The organism is Caulobacter sp. FW305-C-30-S16 (assembly GCF_058783025.1).
Map to the genome: position 1 here is coordinate 123,423 of NZ_JBYSYH010000005.1, position 15,266 is coordinate 138,688.

The window sequence follows — 15,266 nt, forward strand, 5'->3', positions numbered from 1 at the left end:
TTCGCGTGACCCGCCCCCCGACCCGCTACGTCGAGCTCCAGACCACCACCAACTACAGCTTCCTCGAAGGCGCTTCCCATCCGGGAGAGCTGGCCGTGACGGCGCATGCGCTGGGCATGCCGGCGCTGGGGATCACGGACCGCAACAGCCTGGCCGGGGTGGTGCGGGCCTGGGCGCGGGCGCGGGACCTGAACACCCGCAGCCTGACCGGGTGCCGCCTGGACTTCAGCGACGGCTCGCCCAGTCTGCTCTGCTACCCCTCCGACCGCGAGGCCTACGCCCGGCTGACCCGGCTGCTGACGATCGGCCAGAGCGGGGCGGAGAAGGGCGACTGCATCCTCCTGCTCGACGACTTTCTCGACCAGTCGGAGGGACAGCTGTGCCTGATCGCGCCGCCCGCCCGCCTTGATGAGGCCTTCGAAAGGCAGGCCCGCCGGCTGCGCGGCGAGCTGGGGGATCGCGTCTGGCTGGCGGCGTCGCGGAGCTATGGCGCGCGGGACGTCAAACGGCTTCACCAGCTGGCCGATCTGGCCCGGCGCATCAACACGCCGATGGTCGCCACGGGCGACGTCCTCTACCACGCGCCCGAGCGGCGGCCGTTGCAGGACGTGCTGACCTGTATCCGCGAAGGCTGCGCCATCCAGCAGGCCGGCTTCCGGCTGGAGGCCAACGCCGAGCGGCATCTGAAATCACCCGACGAGATGGCGCGGCTGTTCGCCCGCTGGCCGGGCGCGGTTGAGCGCTCCGTCGAGATCGCCGACCGCATCGCCTTCGACCTCGGCGCGCTGCGCGAGGAATACCCCGACGAGCCGGTCCCGCCCGGCAAGACCGCGATCGAGCATCTGACCGATCTGGCCTGGGCCGGCGCCGACTGGCGCTATCCGCAAGGCGTGCCGCAGAAGGTCATCGACCTGATGAACAAGGAGCTTCGGCTGATCGCCGAGCTCGACTATCCCAACTACTTCATCACCGTGCACGACATCGTCCAGTGGGCGCGGGCGCGACCGGTCCCGATCCTCTGTCAGGGGCGCGGCTCGGCGGCCAACTCGGTGGTCTGCTTCTGCCTCGGCGTCACCGCCGTCGACCCGACGCAGGAAGACCAGGATCTGCTGTTCGCCCGCTTTCTGTCGAAAGAGCGCGGCGATCCTCCCGACATTGATGTCGATTTCGAGCACGAGCGGCGCGAGGAGGTGATGCAGTATGTGTTCCGGCGCTACGGGCGGCACAGGGCGGCCATCTGCGCCACGGTGATCCACTACCGGCCGCGCAGCGCGATCCGCGATGTCGGCAAGGCGCTTGGTCTGACCGAGGACATCACCGCAGCCCTGGCCAACACCGTCTGGGGCAGCTGGGGCGATGGCGTCCCGGATGAGCATATCCGCCAGGCCGGTCTCGACCCGGAAAATCCCGAAATCCACCGCGCCATCACCCTGGCGACCGAGCTGCTGAAGTTTCCCCGCCACCTGTCCCAGCACGTCGGGGGCTTTGTACTGACCAAGCGGCGGCTGGACGAGACCGTGCCCATCGGCAACGCGGTGATGAAGGACCGCACCTTCATCCAGTGGGACAAGGACGACATCGACGCCCTGGGGCTGATGAAGGTCGATGTGCTGGCGCTGGGCATGCTGAGCTGCATGAAGCGCAGCTTCGACCTCCTCAACCTGCACCATGGCGAGGCGCTGGAGCGCGACCACGGGCGGCGGTCGTTCACGGACATCGCCCACGTCCCGCAGCAATGCGCGCAGACCTACGAGATGCTCTGCCGCGCCGATTCCATCGGCGTCTTCCAGGTCGAAAGCCGGGCGCAGATGTCGATGCTGCCCCGGCTCAAGCCGCGGAAGTTCTATGACCTTGTCATCCAGGTGGCGATCGTCCGGCCCGGGCCGATCCAGGGGGACATGGTCCATCCCTATCTGCGGCGGCGGGACGGGATCGAACCGGTGACCTATCCCTCGCCCGCTCCGCCCCACGACCGCGATGAGGTGAAGGGCATCCTGAAGAAGACGTTCGGCGTGCCGCTGTTCCAGGAACAGGCGATGCGGCTGGCCATTACGGCGGCGGACTTTTCGGACGAGGAAGCCAACCTGCTGCGGCGCGCGATGGCGACCTTCAAGAATCTCGGCGATCTGGAGGACCACAAGGAGCGGTTCATCGGCGGCATGGTCGGCCGCGGCTATGATCTCGACTTCGCCACCCGCTGCTTCGAGCAGATCAAGGGCTTCAGCCACTACGGCTTCCCCGAGAGTCACGCGATCAGCTTCGCGCTGCTGGTCTACGCCTCGTCCTGGGTGAAGCGCTGGTATCCGGATGTGTTCTGCGCCGCGATCCTCAATTCCCAGCCGATGGGCTTCTACCAGCCGGCCCAGCTGGTCCGGGACGCCAGGGAACACGGGATCGAGGTGCGGGCGCCCGACATCCTGCACAGCCACTACGACTGTACGCTGGAGCCGTCTTCCGATCCGGCCGCGCGGCTGAAGGCGGTCCGCCTGGGACTGAGGGAGGTGAAGGGGCTCAGGCGGGACGAGGCCGAGCGTCTCGTCGCGGCCCGCGAGGCCGGCGCCCGGACCCTGACGGAGCTCGCCCGCGCCGCCGCGCTATCGCGCCGGTCGCTGGAACTGCTGGCGGAGGCCGACGCCTTCCGGTCGCTCGGCATGGACCGGCGCGAGGCGCTCTGGGCGGTGAAGGGCGAGGCGGCGGAGGCGGCGCGGGACGACAGCGCGATGCTGGCCGGCCTGCCGCTGTTCGAGGCGGCGGTGAACCTGCCGGCCATGACGCTGCCGCAGCATGTGGCCGAGGACTACCGGACCACGGGCCTGTCTCTGAAGGCGCATCCCTGCCGGTTTTTCCGCGCCGCGCTGAACCGGATGGGCTGCACGCCGGCCGGTGATCTGCCCGGCGTGAAGAGCGGCGCCCAGGTCGCCGTCGCGGGCCTGGTGCTGATCCGTCAGCGGCCCGGCACGGCCAAGGGCGTGATGTTCATCACCCTGGAGGACGAGACGGGTCCGGCGAATGCGGTGGTCTGGAAGGACGTCTTCACCGCCAATCGGCGGCTGGCCATGAGCGCCTCCTTCATCGTCGTACACGGCAAGGTCCAGCGCGACTGGGACGCGAAGAACAATCGCGAGGGCCAGGTCATCCACATCGTCACCGAGCGGTTCACCGACCTGACGCCACAGCTGTCGCGCATGCGGGAGGAGGGGGGCGTCGAACCTCGTCCGGGCGAGGCGGTCCGGTCACGCCTGGTCCGCAGCCGGGACTTCCACTGAAACCAGGACAGCATCCCGGCGGGCGGGAAAGTCAGGCCGCCGCGACCGCTTCGGGTTCGCTCCGCGCCGCGGCGTCGGACAGGGCGGCGAACAGCTCGGCCAGATCGATCGGCTTGCGCACCACGCCGTCAGCGCCGGCGGCGCGATAGCGGGCCACATCGTCCTCGAAGACATTGGCGGTCAGCATCCAGACCGGTGTCATCGCGCCCGGCCCGCCTGTGGCCCGGATCGCGCGCAGCGCCGTCAGCCCGTCCATCACCGGCATATTGGCGTCCATGAGCACGATGTCGAAAGCTTCGCGGGCCATGGCGTCCACGGCCTCGCGACCGTTCTCGACCAGGGTCAGGGTGACGGCCAACGGTTCCAGCAGCACCCGCAGAACATGCCGGTTGGCCGCATTGTCCTCGGCCGCCAGCACGCGCAGCGGACGAACGCTGTCCAGCGCCGGCGCACCGCGGTCGACCGGCGCTTCCACGTCCACGTCGCTCGCCGGACCGATGAAGCTGAAGCGGAAGGCCGCGCCGCCGCCCGGCGCCTCATCGACCGAAAGGGCTCCGCCGATCAACGCGACATTGCCGGCGCAGATCGCCAGACCCAGGCCCGCGCCGCCCAGGGCGCGGCCTTCCGTCGTCTGTTCGAACGTCTCGAAGATGCGCGTGCGGTCCTCGGCGGGAACACCGGCCCCCTGGTCGAGCACCTCGGCGGTCACGGCCAGGTCGCCGGCCTGCGCCGCCGCCGACAGGCGGATCGTCACCACGCCGCCGCGCGGCGAGAATTTCAAGGCGTTGGACAGCAGGTTGACCAGCACCTGCTCAACCTTGCCGCCATCGGTCACCAGACCGCAGGGGTCGGGCAGGCCTTCGATATCGAGAACCAGGGAAACGCCGCGTTCGGCCGCCCGGGGCGTCCAGATCCGCACCACGGTCGTCGCCATGCGGCGCAGATCGAACGGCGCGGCCTCGACAGTCATCTTGCCGGCCTCGATGCGGGTGATGTCCAGCACCGCATCCAGAAGCCGTTTGAGCAGCGCCCCGGCTTCGAGGACGCCGGCGGCCATTTCCTTCTGACCGGCCGTCAGCCGGGTCCGGTGCAGCGCTTCGGTGAGGCCCAGGACGGCGTTCAGAGGCGTACGGATTTCGTGGCTGGTCATGGCGAGGAAGTCGGACTTGGCCCGGTTGGCGGCCTCGGCCTGAGCGCGGGCGGCTTCGGCCTCGGCGACCATCGCGGTCAGGGCGAAGTTCTTTTCCTCGAGGGCGAGCCGAACCGCCGACAGGCTGCGGTCGGTTGATTGTTGGCGCCAGCTGGCGGCGACCACCGCGACGACGAACAGCAGCACCGCGGCGCCGAAGTGGGCGCTGGGCATCTGCTGCTTCTGGTCAATGCCGATCCACAGCATCGCGCCGATCGAGGGCGTGATGGCCGCCAGATACCCCAGCCGGCTCATGTGCACCTGCAGGGCGGTGAACATCAGCACGCCGATGATCAGCAGGCCCGACTCGGTGCGCACGATGCCCGAGGTCGCCGCGCCGCGAATTTCCATCGCCATCCAGCAGGCGTGCAGGGAGATCAGGAAGACGATCAGGCCGGTGCGGACCGTCAGATCGCGCAGGGCGCCACGGGCATCGGGATTTCGCGCCGCGACCTCGACCGACCAGGCCAGGCAGGCGTAGAGCGCCACATGCAGAAGGCCGAAGCCGATCGTAAACGTCGGTGGCGCAACGGTCGCCAGCAGGCCGGTCAGACCCAGCGCCATCGCGAAACGCACGAAGGCCATGCCCCGGTAATGCTGGACGTAACCGTCGAGCCGCAGGCCGTCTGCAGTGAATGATGTCCCGGTCATGACGCAGTAAATGACCACGGGGATGTGAATATCCGCCTAAGCGGGCCGCGCCTTCCATGCCGTGGACCGGATACGGTCCGGGGTGCGTCAGGCCCGGTCCAGCCTCAGGATGTCCACGGTCTCCCCGCGCTGTGCGGCCGGCGCGCCGGGCAGTCTTCGCAACAACGCGTCAGCGGCGGCAAACACCGTCACCAGCGAGCTGTCCTGATCGGGGAAGGCGGTCACGCCGTCGGGACCCAGTCGCGCCCGCATCCAGTGTTCGCGCGGGCCATTGGCGGGCAGGGGCTCGGCCAGGCGCGCCGCCTCCATCCTGTGTGGCCGGGTCGCCCCCTGCAGGGCCAGCACCAGGGGCTTGAGGAACAGTTCGGCGCAGACGAAGGCGGAGGCGGGGTTTCCCGGCAGGCCCAGCACCAGGCGCCCGTCCCCCAGTCTGCCGAACCAGGTCGGCTTGCCGGGACGGACGTTGACCGTCTCGACATCGAGCGTGAGGCCCAGCGTCGCCAGCGCCGGCTTGACCAGGTCGTAGTCGCCGACCGAGGCGCCGCCCACCGTGACGATCACCGTCGCGGCCACATCACGAACCGCCTCGGCGATAGCGTGAGCGTTGTCGCCGGTCGGGGCGAGGCGGGTCGGCAGAGCACCCCAGCGCCGGATCATCGGCAGCAGGCCCGCAGCGCCGGACTCATAGATCTGGAACGGTCCGGCTTCGGCGCCGGGCGCGGCCAGTTCCTCGCCGGTGGCCAGGACGGCGATGCGCGGACGCCGCGCGACGCTCAATGCGCCCCGGCCCGCGGCCGCGGCCAGCGACAGCCGCCAGGGATCGAGACGCTCGCCGGCCTCCAGCAGCATCGTCCCGACCCTGAAGTCGCCCCCGCGCGGCCGGATGTTCGCACCGGCGTCGCCGACAGGGCCCATTGTCACATGGGCGCCGTCGCGCTGCGCATTCTCCTGGATGATGACGCAATCGGCGCCCTCGGGAACAGGGGCGCCGGTGAAGATGCGCACCGCTTCGCCCGGCCGCAGGGGCTCGGCATGCCCACGGCCGGCGGCGCTTTCGCCGGCGATGACGAGGGTCGCCTCCGTCTGGACGTCGGCGCGACGAACGGCCCAGCCGTCCATGGCCGAGGCGTCGAACGGCGGCTGGTCGCGGACGGCCGTCACAGCTTCGGCCAGCACCCGACCGTCGGCGTCCAGCGTTACGGTCTCGGCCGGCAGGGCGACTGCCCTGGCGAGAATCCGGTCGCGGGCCTCCTGGACGCTGAGGCCTTTCAGACGGGGGGCGGGATCAGCCGACAAAGGCCCGTTCGAGCACAAAGTCGCCCGGCTCGGCGTTCGAGCCTTCCGTCATGCCCTGGCTTTCCATCACCGCGGCCATGTCCTTGATGAACTCCATGCTGCCGCAGAGCATGACCCGGTCTTCCTCGGGATTGAAGCGATCCTCCGGGATACCGAGGTCGCGGAAGAACTGGCCGGAGTTGATCAGGTCGGGGAACCGGCCCTGATGCTCAAAAGGCTCGCGGGTGACGGTGCCGTAGTAGGTCAGCTGGGCCCGGGCTTCCTCGCCGACCAGCGGGTCGTCATGGATTTCGGTGGTGAACAGGTCGCGGTAGGCCAGTTCGTTCACCTGACGCACGCCGTGGCAGACATAGACCTTCTCGAAGCGCGAATAGGCGTCCGGATCGCGGGCCACCGACAGCCAGGGCGCCAGGCCCGTGCCGGTGCCGAACAGGAACAGCCGCTTGCCGCCCTTCACCGCGTCCAGCACCAGCGTGCCGGTGGGCTTCTTGCCCATCAGCACCGTGTCGCCGGGCTGGATGTGCTGCAGGCGCGAGGTGAGGGGACCGTCCTGGACCTTGATCGACAGGAACTCGAGGGTCTCCGACCAGGCCGGGCTGGCGATGGAATAGGCGCGCAACACAGGCTTGCCGCCGTCTTCGCCGGGCAGGCCGATCATCACGAACTCGCCCGAGCGGAACCGGAAGCTGTCCGGCCGGGTGATCGCGAAGCTGAACAGGCGATCTGTCCAGTGCTTCACCCACAGCACGGTCTCTTCGAAGAAAGGGCTCGCCTTCACGGGCGTCGCCGGGGCTTCGGCCGTCGTCATCACGCTGAGATTCCCTGAAGACCCGCACGGGGCCGCCGCGTCCTCCATGTGATGCGGCGCAGCATGATGTCAACGCGAGGAAGTCTTTGGCGGGTGTCAGCGATGCTGGTCCGCGCCCATGACTGGACGAAAAACCAGTGTTCGGCAAAACTGAATTCATGACTCGCGCCCTCCCATGCCTGCTCGCCCTCACGCTCCTGTTCAGCTCGTCAGCGGCGCTCGCCGATGCGCCTCCGACGGCGCGCCAGGCGGCGGTGACCGATGCTTACTTCGGCGAGCAGGTCGTCGATCCATACCGCTGGATGGAGGCGGTCGACGCGGAGTTTGTCGGCTGGGCGCGCGCCCAGGACGCCCTGACCCGCAGCGAACTGTCGGCGCTGCCCGGCTATCCGGCCCTCGCGGAGTCGGTGGCGGCCTTCAGCGGGGGGCTTGAGCCGGCGGGCTACGTCAAACGCGTGGGCGACGACATCTTCTACGTCAAACGCCCGCGCGGAACGGCGCAGAACCGCCTGTTCGTGCGCTCGCTCAAGACGGGCGTGGAGCGGGAACTGCTGGACCCCGTCGCCGGGCCCGGCGGCGGGCCGTTGATGTCGATTTCCTATTTCAGCCCCTCGATGGACGGAACCCTCGTTGCGCTCGGCCTTGCCAATGCCGGGTCGGAGGATGCCGACCTCGTCGTGCTGAGAGTCGCCGACGGGACGCTGTTGCCGGACCGGATCGACCGCGCCCGCTTCGGCAGCCCGAACTGGGATCCCGACGGCAGGAGTTTCTACTACGGCCGATTGCTGCCGTTCCCGCCGGACGGCGACCCTGCCAAGCGGTTCGCGGACATGCGGATCTACCGGCATGTTCTCGGGGACGATCCGGAGAAGGACGTCCAGGTTTTCCGGATCATGGACCATGACTCCGCGATCGGCGTCGATGGCGCCGCGGGCGTCGGGATTTCGGAAGACGGCCGGTACGCCTTCGCGATCGCCAATTCGGGCGTGTCGCTCTGGGGCGAGTGGTGGGTTTCGCCGATCGAGGCCGTTCGGGCCGGCAAGCCGACATGGCTGAAAATCGGCGATCTCGACGACCAGCTCCTGCAGGCGAGCGCCACGGGCAATGGCCTCCCGCCGGTGGTCGAGGGCGATACGGCGCTGTTCCTGACGCTCAAGGACGCGCCTCACGGCAAGCTTGTCCGGGTCAGCCTCACCAGGGCTGATGCGCCGGCCGAGACGGTTGTTCCGGAGGGCGAAGCCATCCTGACCCAGTTCGTGGCGGCGGCGGACGGCCTGTATCTGCTGCGCACGGGGCCCGTTGGCGCGGGTCTGACGCGGCTCAATACCCGCACCGGCGAAACCCTCGCGATTCCGGGGTCGGACACGGGCGCGATCATCGAGCTTGCGGCGGACATCCGGCGGCCGGATGTGATCTTCAGCCTCGAAACCTGGACACGTCCGGCCACCCTGCAGCTTTCGGCCGGCTCCCGGCCCCTGACGCCGCTTGTTCTCGGGAGCCCGTTTTCGTTCGACCTCTCACAGGTCGTCAGCGAGGAGACCACCATCACCGCCGCTGACGGCGTCGAGATCCCGGTGTCGATCATTCACCGCGCCGATCTGAAGCGGGACGGTTCGGCGCGGGCGATCTTCGAGGCCTACGGCGCCTACGGCTTCTCGATGGATCCGGCGTTCACGCCGCGCACCATTCCGTGGGTCCTGCAGGGCGGAATCTATGTCGTGGTCCATGTGCGGGGCGGCGGCGAGCGGGGCGAGCCCTGGCATCTGGCCGGCATGAAGGGGACCAAGCCCAACACCTGGCGCGACATGATCGCGGCGATCGAGACGCTGCAGAAGCGTGGCTACACCGGGCCTGGCCGTGTGGCGGTTACCGGGACCAGCGCCGGGGGCATCATGGTCGGCCGCGTGCTGACCGAGCGCCCGGATCTGCTGGCGGCGGCGATCATGAATGTTCCGATGGCGGACGCCTTGCGGAACGAACTGACCGAGGGCGGCCCGTCAAACACGGCGGAATTCGGTTCCACGAGCACGGAGCCCGGCTACCGGGCGCTGCGGGTGATGAGCCCCTACGCCAATGTCGTCGACGGGACGCGCTACCCCCCGGTTCTGGTGACCGGCGGTCTGAATGATCATCGGGTGCCCGTCTGGATGGCCGGCAAGATGGCCGCGCGGCTGCAGGCGGCGACTCCGGGCCCGGACGGCATACGCCTGAGAGTCGACTTCGATGCAGGCCACGGTGTCGGGTCAAACAAGGCGCAGCGGGACGCGACCATGGCCGACACCCTGGCCTTCATCCTGCGGGCGACGGGCCATCCTGACTTCCAGCCGGGTCGCTGACCTCGTTCGGGGCAGGATCGCGCCGGCGGGTCGACTCGGCGGCGCCGGCGGGTTCGGTGGCCGGCCGCGGCGTCTTTCCGTCACCGGCGGGCCTGAGGTTCTCGTTCTCGATTTCCGGGTTGCCGGGGCGGTCGTCGGGTTCTGTGGACATGATGCGGAAACGCGCGCGTCGGCGGTTTGCTCCGCTTGCCCCCAAAGGCGCCTCCTGCTACATCGCGCGGCTTCCGGTTGGCCGGGCGCGCCTCAGGGGATTCCCTCGGGCGTTCTTGGCGTTGCTGGAGGAGTGTAGCTCAGCTGGTAGAGCGTCGGTCTCCAAAACCGAAAGTCGTGGGTTCGAGTCCCTCCACTCCTGCCACCCTATATACGGGGCGCGATGGTCGCGCTCCGACCAGTTGAAAGAGTTTCAACCCGTCCGATGGCCAAGAAAACGGGCAACCTCGCCGCGATGAAACAGCGCGCCGCCAAGGCCGCCGCTGTCGTCGCCGCGCCTGCTGGACAAGCCGCCGCCGCACCCGCGACGCCGAAGAAGCCGTTCAACCCGGTGCAGTTCTTCGGCGAAGTCCGCGCCGAGGCGCGCAAGATCACCTGGACCAGCCGCAAGGAGACCTGGATCACCTCGGTGATGGTTTTCATCATGGTCCTGATCGCGGCCCTGTTCTTCTTTGTCGTGGACTGGCTGCTCAGCGGCGCCGTCGCGCTCCTCCTCAAACTCGCGAACGCGGGATAACGCCATGACCACCGAGACCACCGTCGAGGCCATCGTGAAGGCCCCGTCCAACCCGCATCACAAGTGGTACATCGTCCACGCCTACTCGAACTTCGAGAAGAAGGTCGCCGAGCACATCCGCGACCAGGCGAAGAACCAGGGTCTGGAAGACTGCTTCTCGGAAATCCTCGTCCCGACCGAAGACGTCGTCGAAATCCGCCGCGGCCGGAAGGTCAACGCCGAGCGCAAGTTCTTCCCCGGCTACGTGCTGGTGAAGATGGACCTGACCGACGAAGCCTATCACCTGGTCAAGAACACCCCGAAGGTCACGGGCTTCCTGGGCAGCGCGGCCAAGCCGATGCCGGTCTCCGAAAAGGAAGTGCAGCGCATCGTCGGCGCGATCGAGGAAGGCGTCGAACGCCCCAAGCCGACGATCAGCTTCGAGATCGGCGAGCAGGTCCGCGTCACCGACGGTCCCTTCGCCAGCTTCAACGGCACCGTCGAACAGGTCGACGAAGACCGCGCCCGCCTGCACGTGGCGGTCTCGATCTTCGGCCGGGCCACGCCCGTCGAGCTGGAATACAGCCAGGTCGAAAAGGTCGCCTGATCACAGGGGACATGTACCGCAGGTACGTGTCCCCCGATCGAGTGCAGCGGGTTTGGCGGACACGCACCCTTGCGGGTCTATGTCCCCGTCTGCTACACGCCGCCGCTTCCCGGGCCTGGCCCGGGATCAAATCCGTGGGAGGGGTCTGCCCGCACCACGGCCGCATAGGCGCTTTAACTAGCGCCGCTTAACGGAGACAGAGATGGCCAAGAAGATCTTGGGCTACATCAAATTGCAGGTGGCCGCCGGGTCCGCCACGCCTTCGCCGCCCATCGGGCCGGCGCTCGGCCAGCGCGGCGTGAACATCATGGGCTTCTGCAAGGAGTTCAACGCGCGCACCGAGAAGGAAGTGAAAGGCACGCCCCTGCCGACGGTCATCACCGTCTACCAGGACAAGTCCTTCACCTTCATCACCAAGACCCCGCCCGCGACCCACTTCATCAAGCTCGCGCTGGGCATCAAGTCCGGCTCGACCAAGCCGGGCCGCGAAAGCGCCGGCACGATCACCCGCACGCAGCTGCGCGAGATCGCCGAAGGCAAGATGAAGGACCTCAACGCCAACGACGTTGAGTCCGCCGCCCGCATCATCGAGGGCTCCGCCCGTTCGATGGGCCTGCAGATCGTGGAGGCCTAGGATCATGGCGAAGCAAGCAAAGCGCATTCAGGCCTGGACCGGTGACCGCGACGCGGTCCACGCGGTCGAAGCCGCTCTGAAGCTGGTCAAGGCCAACGCCACGGCCAAGTTCGACGAGTCGATCGAAATCAGCGTCAACCTGGGCGTCGATCCCCGTCACGCCGACCAGCAGGTCCGTGGCGTGGTCAGCCTGCCTTCGGGCACGGGCCGCGACGTCCGCGTCGCCGTCATCGCCAAGGACGCCAAGGCCGCTGAAGCCCTGGCCGCCGGCGCAGATGTCGTCGGCGCCGAAGACCTGGTGGAACGCATCCAGGGCGGCTTCATGGAATTCGACCGCGTCATCGCCACCCCCGACATGATGGCCCTCGTGGGTCGTCTGGGTAAGGTGCTGGGTCCGCGCGGCCTGATGCCCAACCCGCGCGTCGGCACGGTGACCCCGAACGTCGGTCAGGCCGTGAAGGACGCCAAGGGCGGCGCCATCGAGTTCCGCGTCGAGAAGGCGGGCATCGTCCACGCCGGCATCGGCAAGGCCTCGTTCACCGACGAAGCCCTGCTCGCCAACGTCAAGGCTCTGGTGGACGCCCTGTCCAAGGCCAAGCCGACCGGCGCCAAGGGCACCTACATCAAGCGCATCGCGCTGAGCTCGACCATGGGTCCGGGCTTCAAGGTCGATACCGCTTCGGTCAACCCGTAAGGGTCAGACCTGTCGCAAGACAACGGACGGGCGGGCTCGCAAGGGCCCGCCCGTTTTCGTTTGCGCTCACGCCGGCAGGGCGACGAAGTCCGCGCTCGCCCGCAGCTCCGCCGCCTTGAACACCGCGCTGGGCGCGACGGCCTTCCAGTAGCCGGCGTCCTCGAAGCGGCGCAGACCGGCGCGCTCGATGCAGCGCAGGCGGCGGGCGGCGGCGATCGTCAGCAGCTGGGCGTGGCGGCCACGCGGGGTCTGGACGGGTTCCGGCGCGAAGGCGCGCAAACGGCGCACATCCACGCCGGTCCAGGGTGTCGTCAGGCCCGGGGAGGGAGCCATTTTCATCGAACAGGCCTTCAACGGCGGCGGGGCGTTGCATTCGGCGCGCCCGCGTCGGCGTCTGATCGGCTTCGCGATCCTGATCCCCAAATTGGGATAACCTGTGGATAGTTCCACTCAGTGGCGAAATTCTGTCCCGATTCCAGCGGTTTAGGGCGCCGGAGGCTGTTTCACGACGAGAAGGCGGCTGGTGTCGTACCCAAGCGCCGCCGTGCGGGCGATCAGCGCGGCCAGGGCGGCGTCGCCCGGCGTCGCGTCGCGGCTGAGGATCCAGAGGTACTTTCGCGACGGCTCGCCGACGATCGCCCAGCTGTAGTCGTCGGCCCGGTCCAGCACCCAGTAGTCAGCCCAGAAGGGCCCGAAGAAGGCGACCTTCAGCTTGGCGCCGTCGGTGCCCTCCACGACCTTCGCCCGGCCTTCGGCGGTCTTCACCGGCCCGTCCGGCGCGCCCTTGCGGCAGGTATTGAGCACCCGCACCTTGCCGTCCGGCCGCATGGAGTATTCAGCGGTCACGCCTTCGCAGCCGCGCTCGAAGACCATGTCGTAGCGGGCCAGCTCATACCATTTGCCGAGATAGCGGTTCAGCTCCACCGGCTTGGCGGGCTGCGGGACGGCGCCCTGGCTGGAGGCGGGCGAGCAGGCGCCGAGGGCGGCGACGGCGGCGATCAGCAGGCTGGCGGCAAGTCTCGACATGGAGGGTTTCCGGCGGGGGTGTGAGCAGTCTACGCAAACGGCGGGCGGCTGGATTGGCTCCCTGGTCTCAGATAGAATTCAGCCAACGAGATTGATAGCTGTCCAGAACGGAGGGCCAGATGCGCAAGCTCATACAGTTCATCTTGGCATACGCAGCAATTGTCGGCTTGACGCTGCTGGTCCTAAATTGGACTGATCAAGGCCCGCATCGCGGTGAGAGTTGTTACGAGAAACTTCAACGCCTGCAGCGTGGGACTGAACGCTATTCTGGCGAGACGGAAGATGTCATCGATGAATGTAGGCCCGAGCGGCAGCCTATCGGTCCATCTGGCTACTAGGGTCCAGACCTAGGCGCTGGGCTTCTCGTCTTGCTTTCCGAATGCGTAGCCTAGAGCTCCGGCTAAAATGGCCGAAACGCCTTCGGTGAATGACCCATTCAGTGCTAATATCCCGGCAAGCGGCAAGGCGATCATGACCGTGTTGAAGCGGACTACTTGCCAGCCGATGCCTTTGCCGAGCCGAGTCCGATTCCAGATATCTCCGGCTACCCCGATCATAATCACGATAGCTAGAACGATGGATATCACTGCGTTGAACTCCATGGCCCCTCCCTGCGATCCACCAATCATAAGGCAGCGAAATCAACCTAGCGAGACCCATCATGGGTTTCTGATTTCAAACTGAACACCACCGATTGGCTCCCGGCTTGAGTTTCAACCCGTCTTCCTCTATACGCGCCCACTTCCGCAACCGGGCTCGCCCGGGAGCGACCTGTCCGAGAACTGCGCGGCGCTGGGGTCACCATCGTCGTAACCGAAGGGGAGCCCCCCTTCAGCGCAGGGAGGCGGGGATAGAGATGCACGCAGACTCCGCCCTCTGGCGCGGAGCGCTTCGGCTGAACTTCCTTGGGACAGGCCTACCGTAACCCGCCTTCGGGAGCGATCCCGCGTGCGGGTTGCACGCTTACCGGCGTCCGGATGGTCCGGGCGTCGTTGATCCAGGAGACCGCAATGAACCGCGCACAAAAAGCGGAATCGATCGAGACGCTCAAGGGCGTCTTCGCCGATGCCGGCGCCGTGGTCGTGACCCACTACATGGGTCTCACCGTTGCGGAAATGACCGACCTGCGCCTTCGCCTCCGCAAGGAGGGCGCGCAGATCAAGGTGGTGAAAAACACCCTGGCCCAGAAGGCTCTGGCCGGCTCGGTCGGCGAAGCGGGCGACGCCCTCTTCACCGGTCCGGTCGCCATCGCCTATGCGCCGGACCCTGTTTCCGCCGCCAAGGTCGTCACCCAGTACGCCAAGGACAATGACAAGTTCACTGTCGTCGGCGGCCTCATGGGTACGGACGTGCTCGACCAGAACGCCATCAAGGCGCTGGCCACCCTGCCGTCCCTCGACCAGCTGCGAGCCAAGATTATCGGCGTCCTGCAAGCTCCGGCCACCAAGGTGGCGGGCGTTATCCAGGCTCCGGCGTCCCAGCTCGCTCGCGTTCTTGGCGCTTATGCCGCCAAGGAAGCGGCCTGAACCCGGTCATCTCCGCCTATCTCTGAACCCCAAGGAAACTGACACATGTCGAAGCTTGATAAGATCGTTGAGGACCTGTCCTCCCTGACCGTGCTTGAAGCCGCTGACCTGGCCAAGCTGCTGGAAGAAAAGTGGGGCGTCTCCGCCGCCGCTCCGGTCGCCGTGGCCGCCGCTGGTCCGGCCGCCGCTGCTCCGGCTGAAGCCGCTGAAGAGCAAACCGAGTTCACCGTTGTTCTGACCGCCGGTGGCGACAAGAAGATCAACGTGATCAAGGAAGTCCGCGGCGTCCGTCCGGACCTCGGCCTGAAGGAAGCCAAGGACCTCGTCGAAGGCGCTCCGCAGAACGTCGTCGAGAACGTCTCGAAGCAGAACGCCGACGAAATCGCCAAGAAGCTGACCGAAGCCGGCGCGACCGTCGTCATCAAATAAGATGTGACGGCGTCAGCTCTGACGCTTTCAAAGATCGCGGGCCCGGGGGGAAACCTCCGGGCCCGTTTTCATTGGGCGGGAACCCGGCTCGCAGACCG

The 15,266-nt window shown here is 67.5% G+C and carries 14 protein-coding genes and 1 tRNA gene; 9 read left to right on the forward strand and 6 right to left on the reverse strand.

What is annotated here, in order from left to right:
• Positions 1–5: 5 nt before the first annotated feature.
• Positions 6–3,266 carry an error-prone DNA polymerase gene (locus AC3WJT_RS16995; RefSeq protein WP_492344320.1) on the forward strand — a complete coding sequence of 1,087 codons (3,261 nt, stop codon included), beginning with the start codon at positions 6–8 and terminating at the stop codon, positions 3,264–3,266.
• A gap of 31 nt (positions 3,267–3,297) precedes the next feature.
• Here the strand turns inward: AC3WJT_RS16995 and AC3WJT_RS17000 are convergent, their stop codons facing one another.
• The 3 genes from AC3WJT_RS17000 to AC3WJT_RS17010 form a co-directional block, all read right to left on the reverse strand.
• Entirely contained in the window at positions 3,298–5,106 is a 1,809-nt protein-coding gene (locus AC3WJT_RS17000; protein ID WP_492344321.1) for a response regulator, read from the reverse strand.
• Positions 5,107–5,193: 87 nt separating this feature from the next.
• Positions 5,194–6,402, reverse strand: a complete 1,209-nt coding sequence (locus AC3WJT_RS17005) for a molybdopterin molybdotransferase MoeA (protein ID WP_492344322.1) — start codon at positions 6,400–6,402, stop codon at positions 5,194–5,196.
• Entirely contained in the window at positions 6,392–7,258 is an 867-nt protein-coding gene (locus AC3WJT_RS17010; RefSeq protein ID WP_492344323.1) for a ferredoxin--NADP reductase, read from the reverse strand. Before AC3WJT_RS17010 ends, AC3WJT_RS17005 begins: the two co-directional genes overlap by 11 nt.
• A gap of 110 nt (positions 7,259–7,368) precedes the next feature.
• On the opposite strand from AC3WJT_RS17010, the gene AC3WJT_RS17015 reads away from it, so the two are divergent.
• The 6 genes from AC3WJT_RS17015 to rplA all read left to right on the forward strand — a co-directional run bounded on the left by AC3WJT_RS17015 (position 7,369) and on the right by rplA (position 12,187).
• Entirely contained in the window at positions 7,369–9,546 is a 2,178-nt protein-coding gene (locus AC3WJT_RS17015; protein WP_492344324.1) for a prolyl oligopeptidase family serine peptidase, read from the forward strand.
• Between the two features lie 279 nt (positions 9,547–9,825).
• Positions 9,826–9,901, forward strand: a tRNA-Trp gene (locus tag AC3WJT_RS17020).
• A 60-nt stretch (positions 9,902–9,961) separates the two neighbouring features.
• A complete protein-coding gene (secE, locus tag AC3WJT_RS17025; protein WP_492344325.1) occupies positions 9,962–10,273 on the forward strand; it encodes a preprotein translocase subunit SecE in 312 nt (103 codons plus the stop codon).
• Between the two features lie 4 nt (positions 10,274–10,277).
• Positions 10,278–10,859 carry a transcription termination/antitermination protein NusG gene (gene nusG, locus AC3WJT_RS17030; protein ID WP_492344326.1) on the forward strand — a complete coding sequence of 194 codons (582 nt, stop codon included), beginning with the start codon at positions 10,278–10,280 and terminating at the stop codon, positions 10,857–10,859.
• A 202-nt stretch (positions 10,860–11,061) separates the two neighbouring features.
• Entirely contained in the window at positions 11,062–11,493 is a 432-nt protein-coding gene (gene rplK, locus AC3WJT_RS17035; protein ID WP_492344327.1) for a 50S ribosomal protein L11, read from the forward strand.
• A gap of 4 nt (positions 11,494–11,497) precedes the next feature.
• Positions 11,498–12,187, forward strand: coding sequence for a 50S ribosomal protein L1 (gene rplA / locus AC3WJT_RS17040; protein WP_492344328.1), 690 nt, complete (start codon positions 11,498–11,500; stop codon positions 12,185–12,187).
• Positions 12,188–12,253: 66 nt separating this feature from the next.
• Here rplA and AC3WJT_RS17045 read toward each other — a convergent pair whose 3' ends face one another.
• From AC3WJT_RS17045 to AC3WJT_RS17055, 3 genes are all read right to left on the reverse strand, one after another.
• Positions 12,254–12,520, reverse strand: coding sequence for a hypothetical protein (locus tag AC3WJT_RS17045; RefSeq protein WP_492344329.1), 267 nt, complete (start codon positions 12,518–12,520; stop codon positions 12,254–12,256).
• A 150-nt stretch (positions 12,521–12,670) separates the two neighbouring features.
• Complete coding sequence (locus AC3WJT_RS17050; RefSeq protein ID WP_492344330.1) at positions 12,671–13,213, reverse strand: lipocalin family protein; 543 nt, start codon at positions 13,211–13,213, stop codon at positions 12,671–12,673.
• A 347-nt stretch (positions 13,214–13,560) separates the two neighbouring features.
• Positions 13,561–13,815, reverse strand: coding sequence for a hypothetical protein (locus AC3WJT_RS17055; RefSeq protein ID WP_492344331.1), 255 nt, complete (start codon positions 13,813–13,815; stop codon positions 13,561–13,563).
• Between the two features lie 408 nt (positions 13,816–14,223).
• On the opposite strand from AC3WJT_RS17055, the gene rplJ reads away from it, so the two are divergent.
• Together rplJ and rplL are read left to right on the forward strand one after the other, a co-directional pair.
• Positions 14,224–14,739 (forward strand): 50S ribosomal protein L10, encoded by a 516-nt coding sequence (gene rplJ / locus AC3WJT_RS17060; RefSeq protein WP_492344332.1) that lies wholly within the window; start codon positions 14,224–14,226, stop codon positions 14,737–14,739.
• Positions 14,740–14,784: 45 nt separating this feature from the next.
• Positions 14,785–15,168, forward strand: coding sequence for a 50S ribosomal protein L7/L12 (gene rplL, locus AC3WJT_RS17065; protein WP_492344333.1), 384 nt, complete (start codon positions 14,785–14,787; stop codon positions 15,166–15,168).
• The last annotated feature ends 98 nt before the right edge of the window (positions 15,169–15,266 follow it).

Bases quoted from the DNA above. Each gene is read 5' to 3' on its own strand.
- AC3WJT_RS17045 (WP_492344329.1), bottom strand. From the start codon at position 12,520: ATGGCTCCCTCCCCGGGCCTGACGACACCCTGGACCGGCGTGGATGTG.
- rplJ (WP_492344332.1), top strand. From the start codon at position 14,224: ATGAACCGCGCACAAAAAGCGGAATCGATCGAGACGCTCAAGGGCGTC.
- AC3WJT_RS17010 (WP_492344323.1), bottom strand. From the start codon at position 7,258: ATGGAGGACGCGGCGGCCCCGTGCGGGTCTTCAGGGAATCTCAGCGTG.
- AC3WJT_RS17015 (WP_492344324.1), top strand. From the start codon at position 7,369: ATGACTCGCGCCCTCCCATGCCTGCTCGCCCTCACGCTCCTGTTCAGC.
- AC3WJT_RS17000 (WP_492344321.1), bottom strand. From the start codon at position 5,106: ATGACCGGGACATCATTCACTGCAGACGGCCTGCGGCTCGACGGTTAC.
- secE (WP_492344325.1), top strand. From the start codon at position 9,962: ATGGCCAAGAAAACGGGCAACCTCGCCGCGATGAAACAGCGCGCCGCC.
- nusG (WP_492344326.1), top strand. From the start codon at position 10,278: ATGACCACCGAGACCACCGTCGAGGCCATCGTGAAGGCCCCGTCCAAC.
- rplA (WP_492344328.1), top strand. From the start codon at position 11,498: ATGGCGAAGCAAGCAAAGCGCATTCAGGCCTGGACCGGTGACCGCGAC.
- AC3WJT_RS17050 (WP_492344330.1), bottom strand. From the start codon at position 13,213: ATGTCGAGACTTGCCGCCAGCCTGCTGATCGCCGCCGTCGCCGCCCTC.
- rplK (WP_492344327.1), top strand. From the start codon at position 11,062: ATGGCCAAGAAGATCTTGGGCTACATCAAATTGCAGGTGGCCGCCGGG.
- rplL (WP_492344333.1), top strand. From the start codon at position 14,785: ATGTCGAAGCTTGATAAGATCGTTGAGGACCTGTCCTCCCTGACCGTG.
- AC3WJT_RS17055 (WP_492344331.1), bottom strand. From the start codon at position 13,815: ATGGAGTTCAACGCAGTGATATCCATCGTTCTAGCTATCGTGATTATG.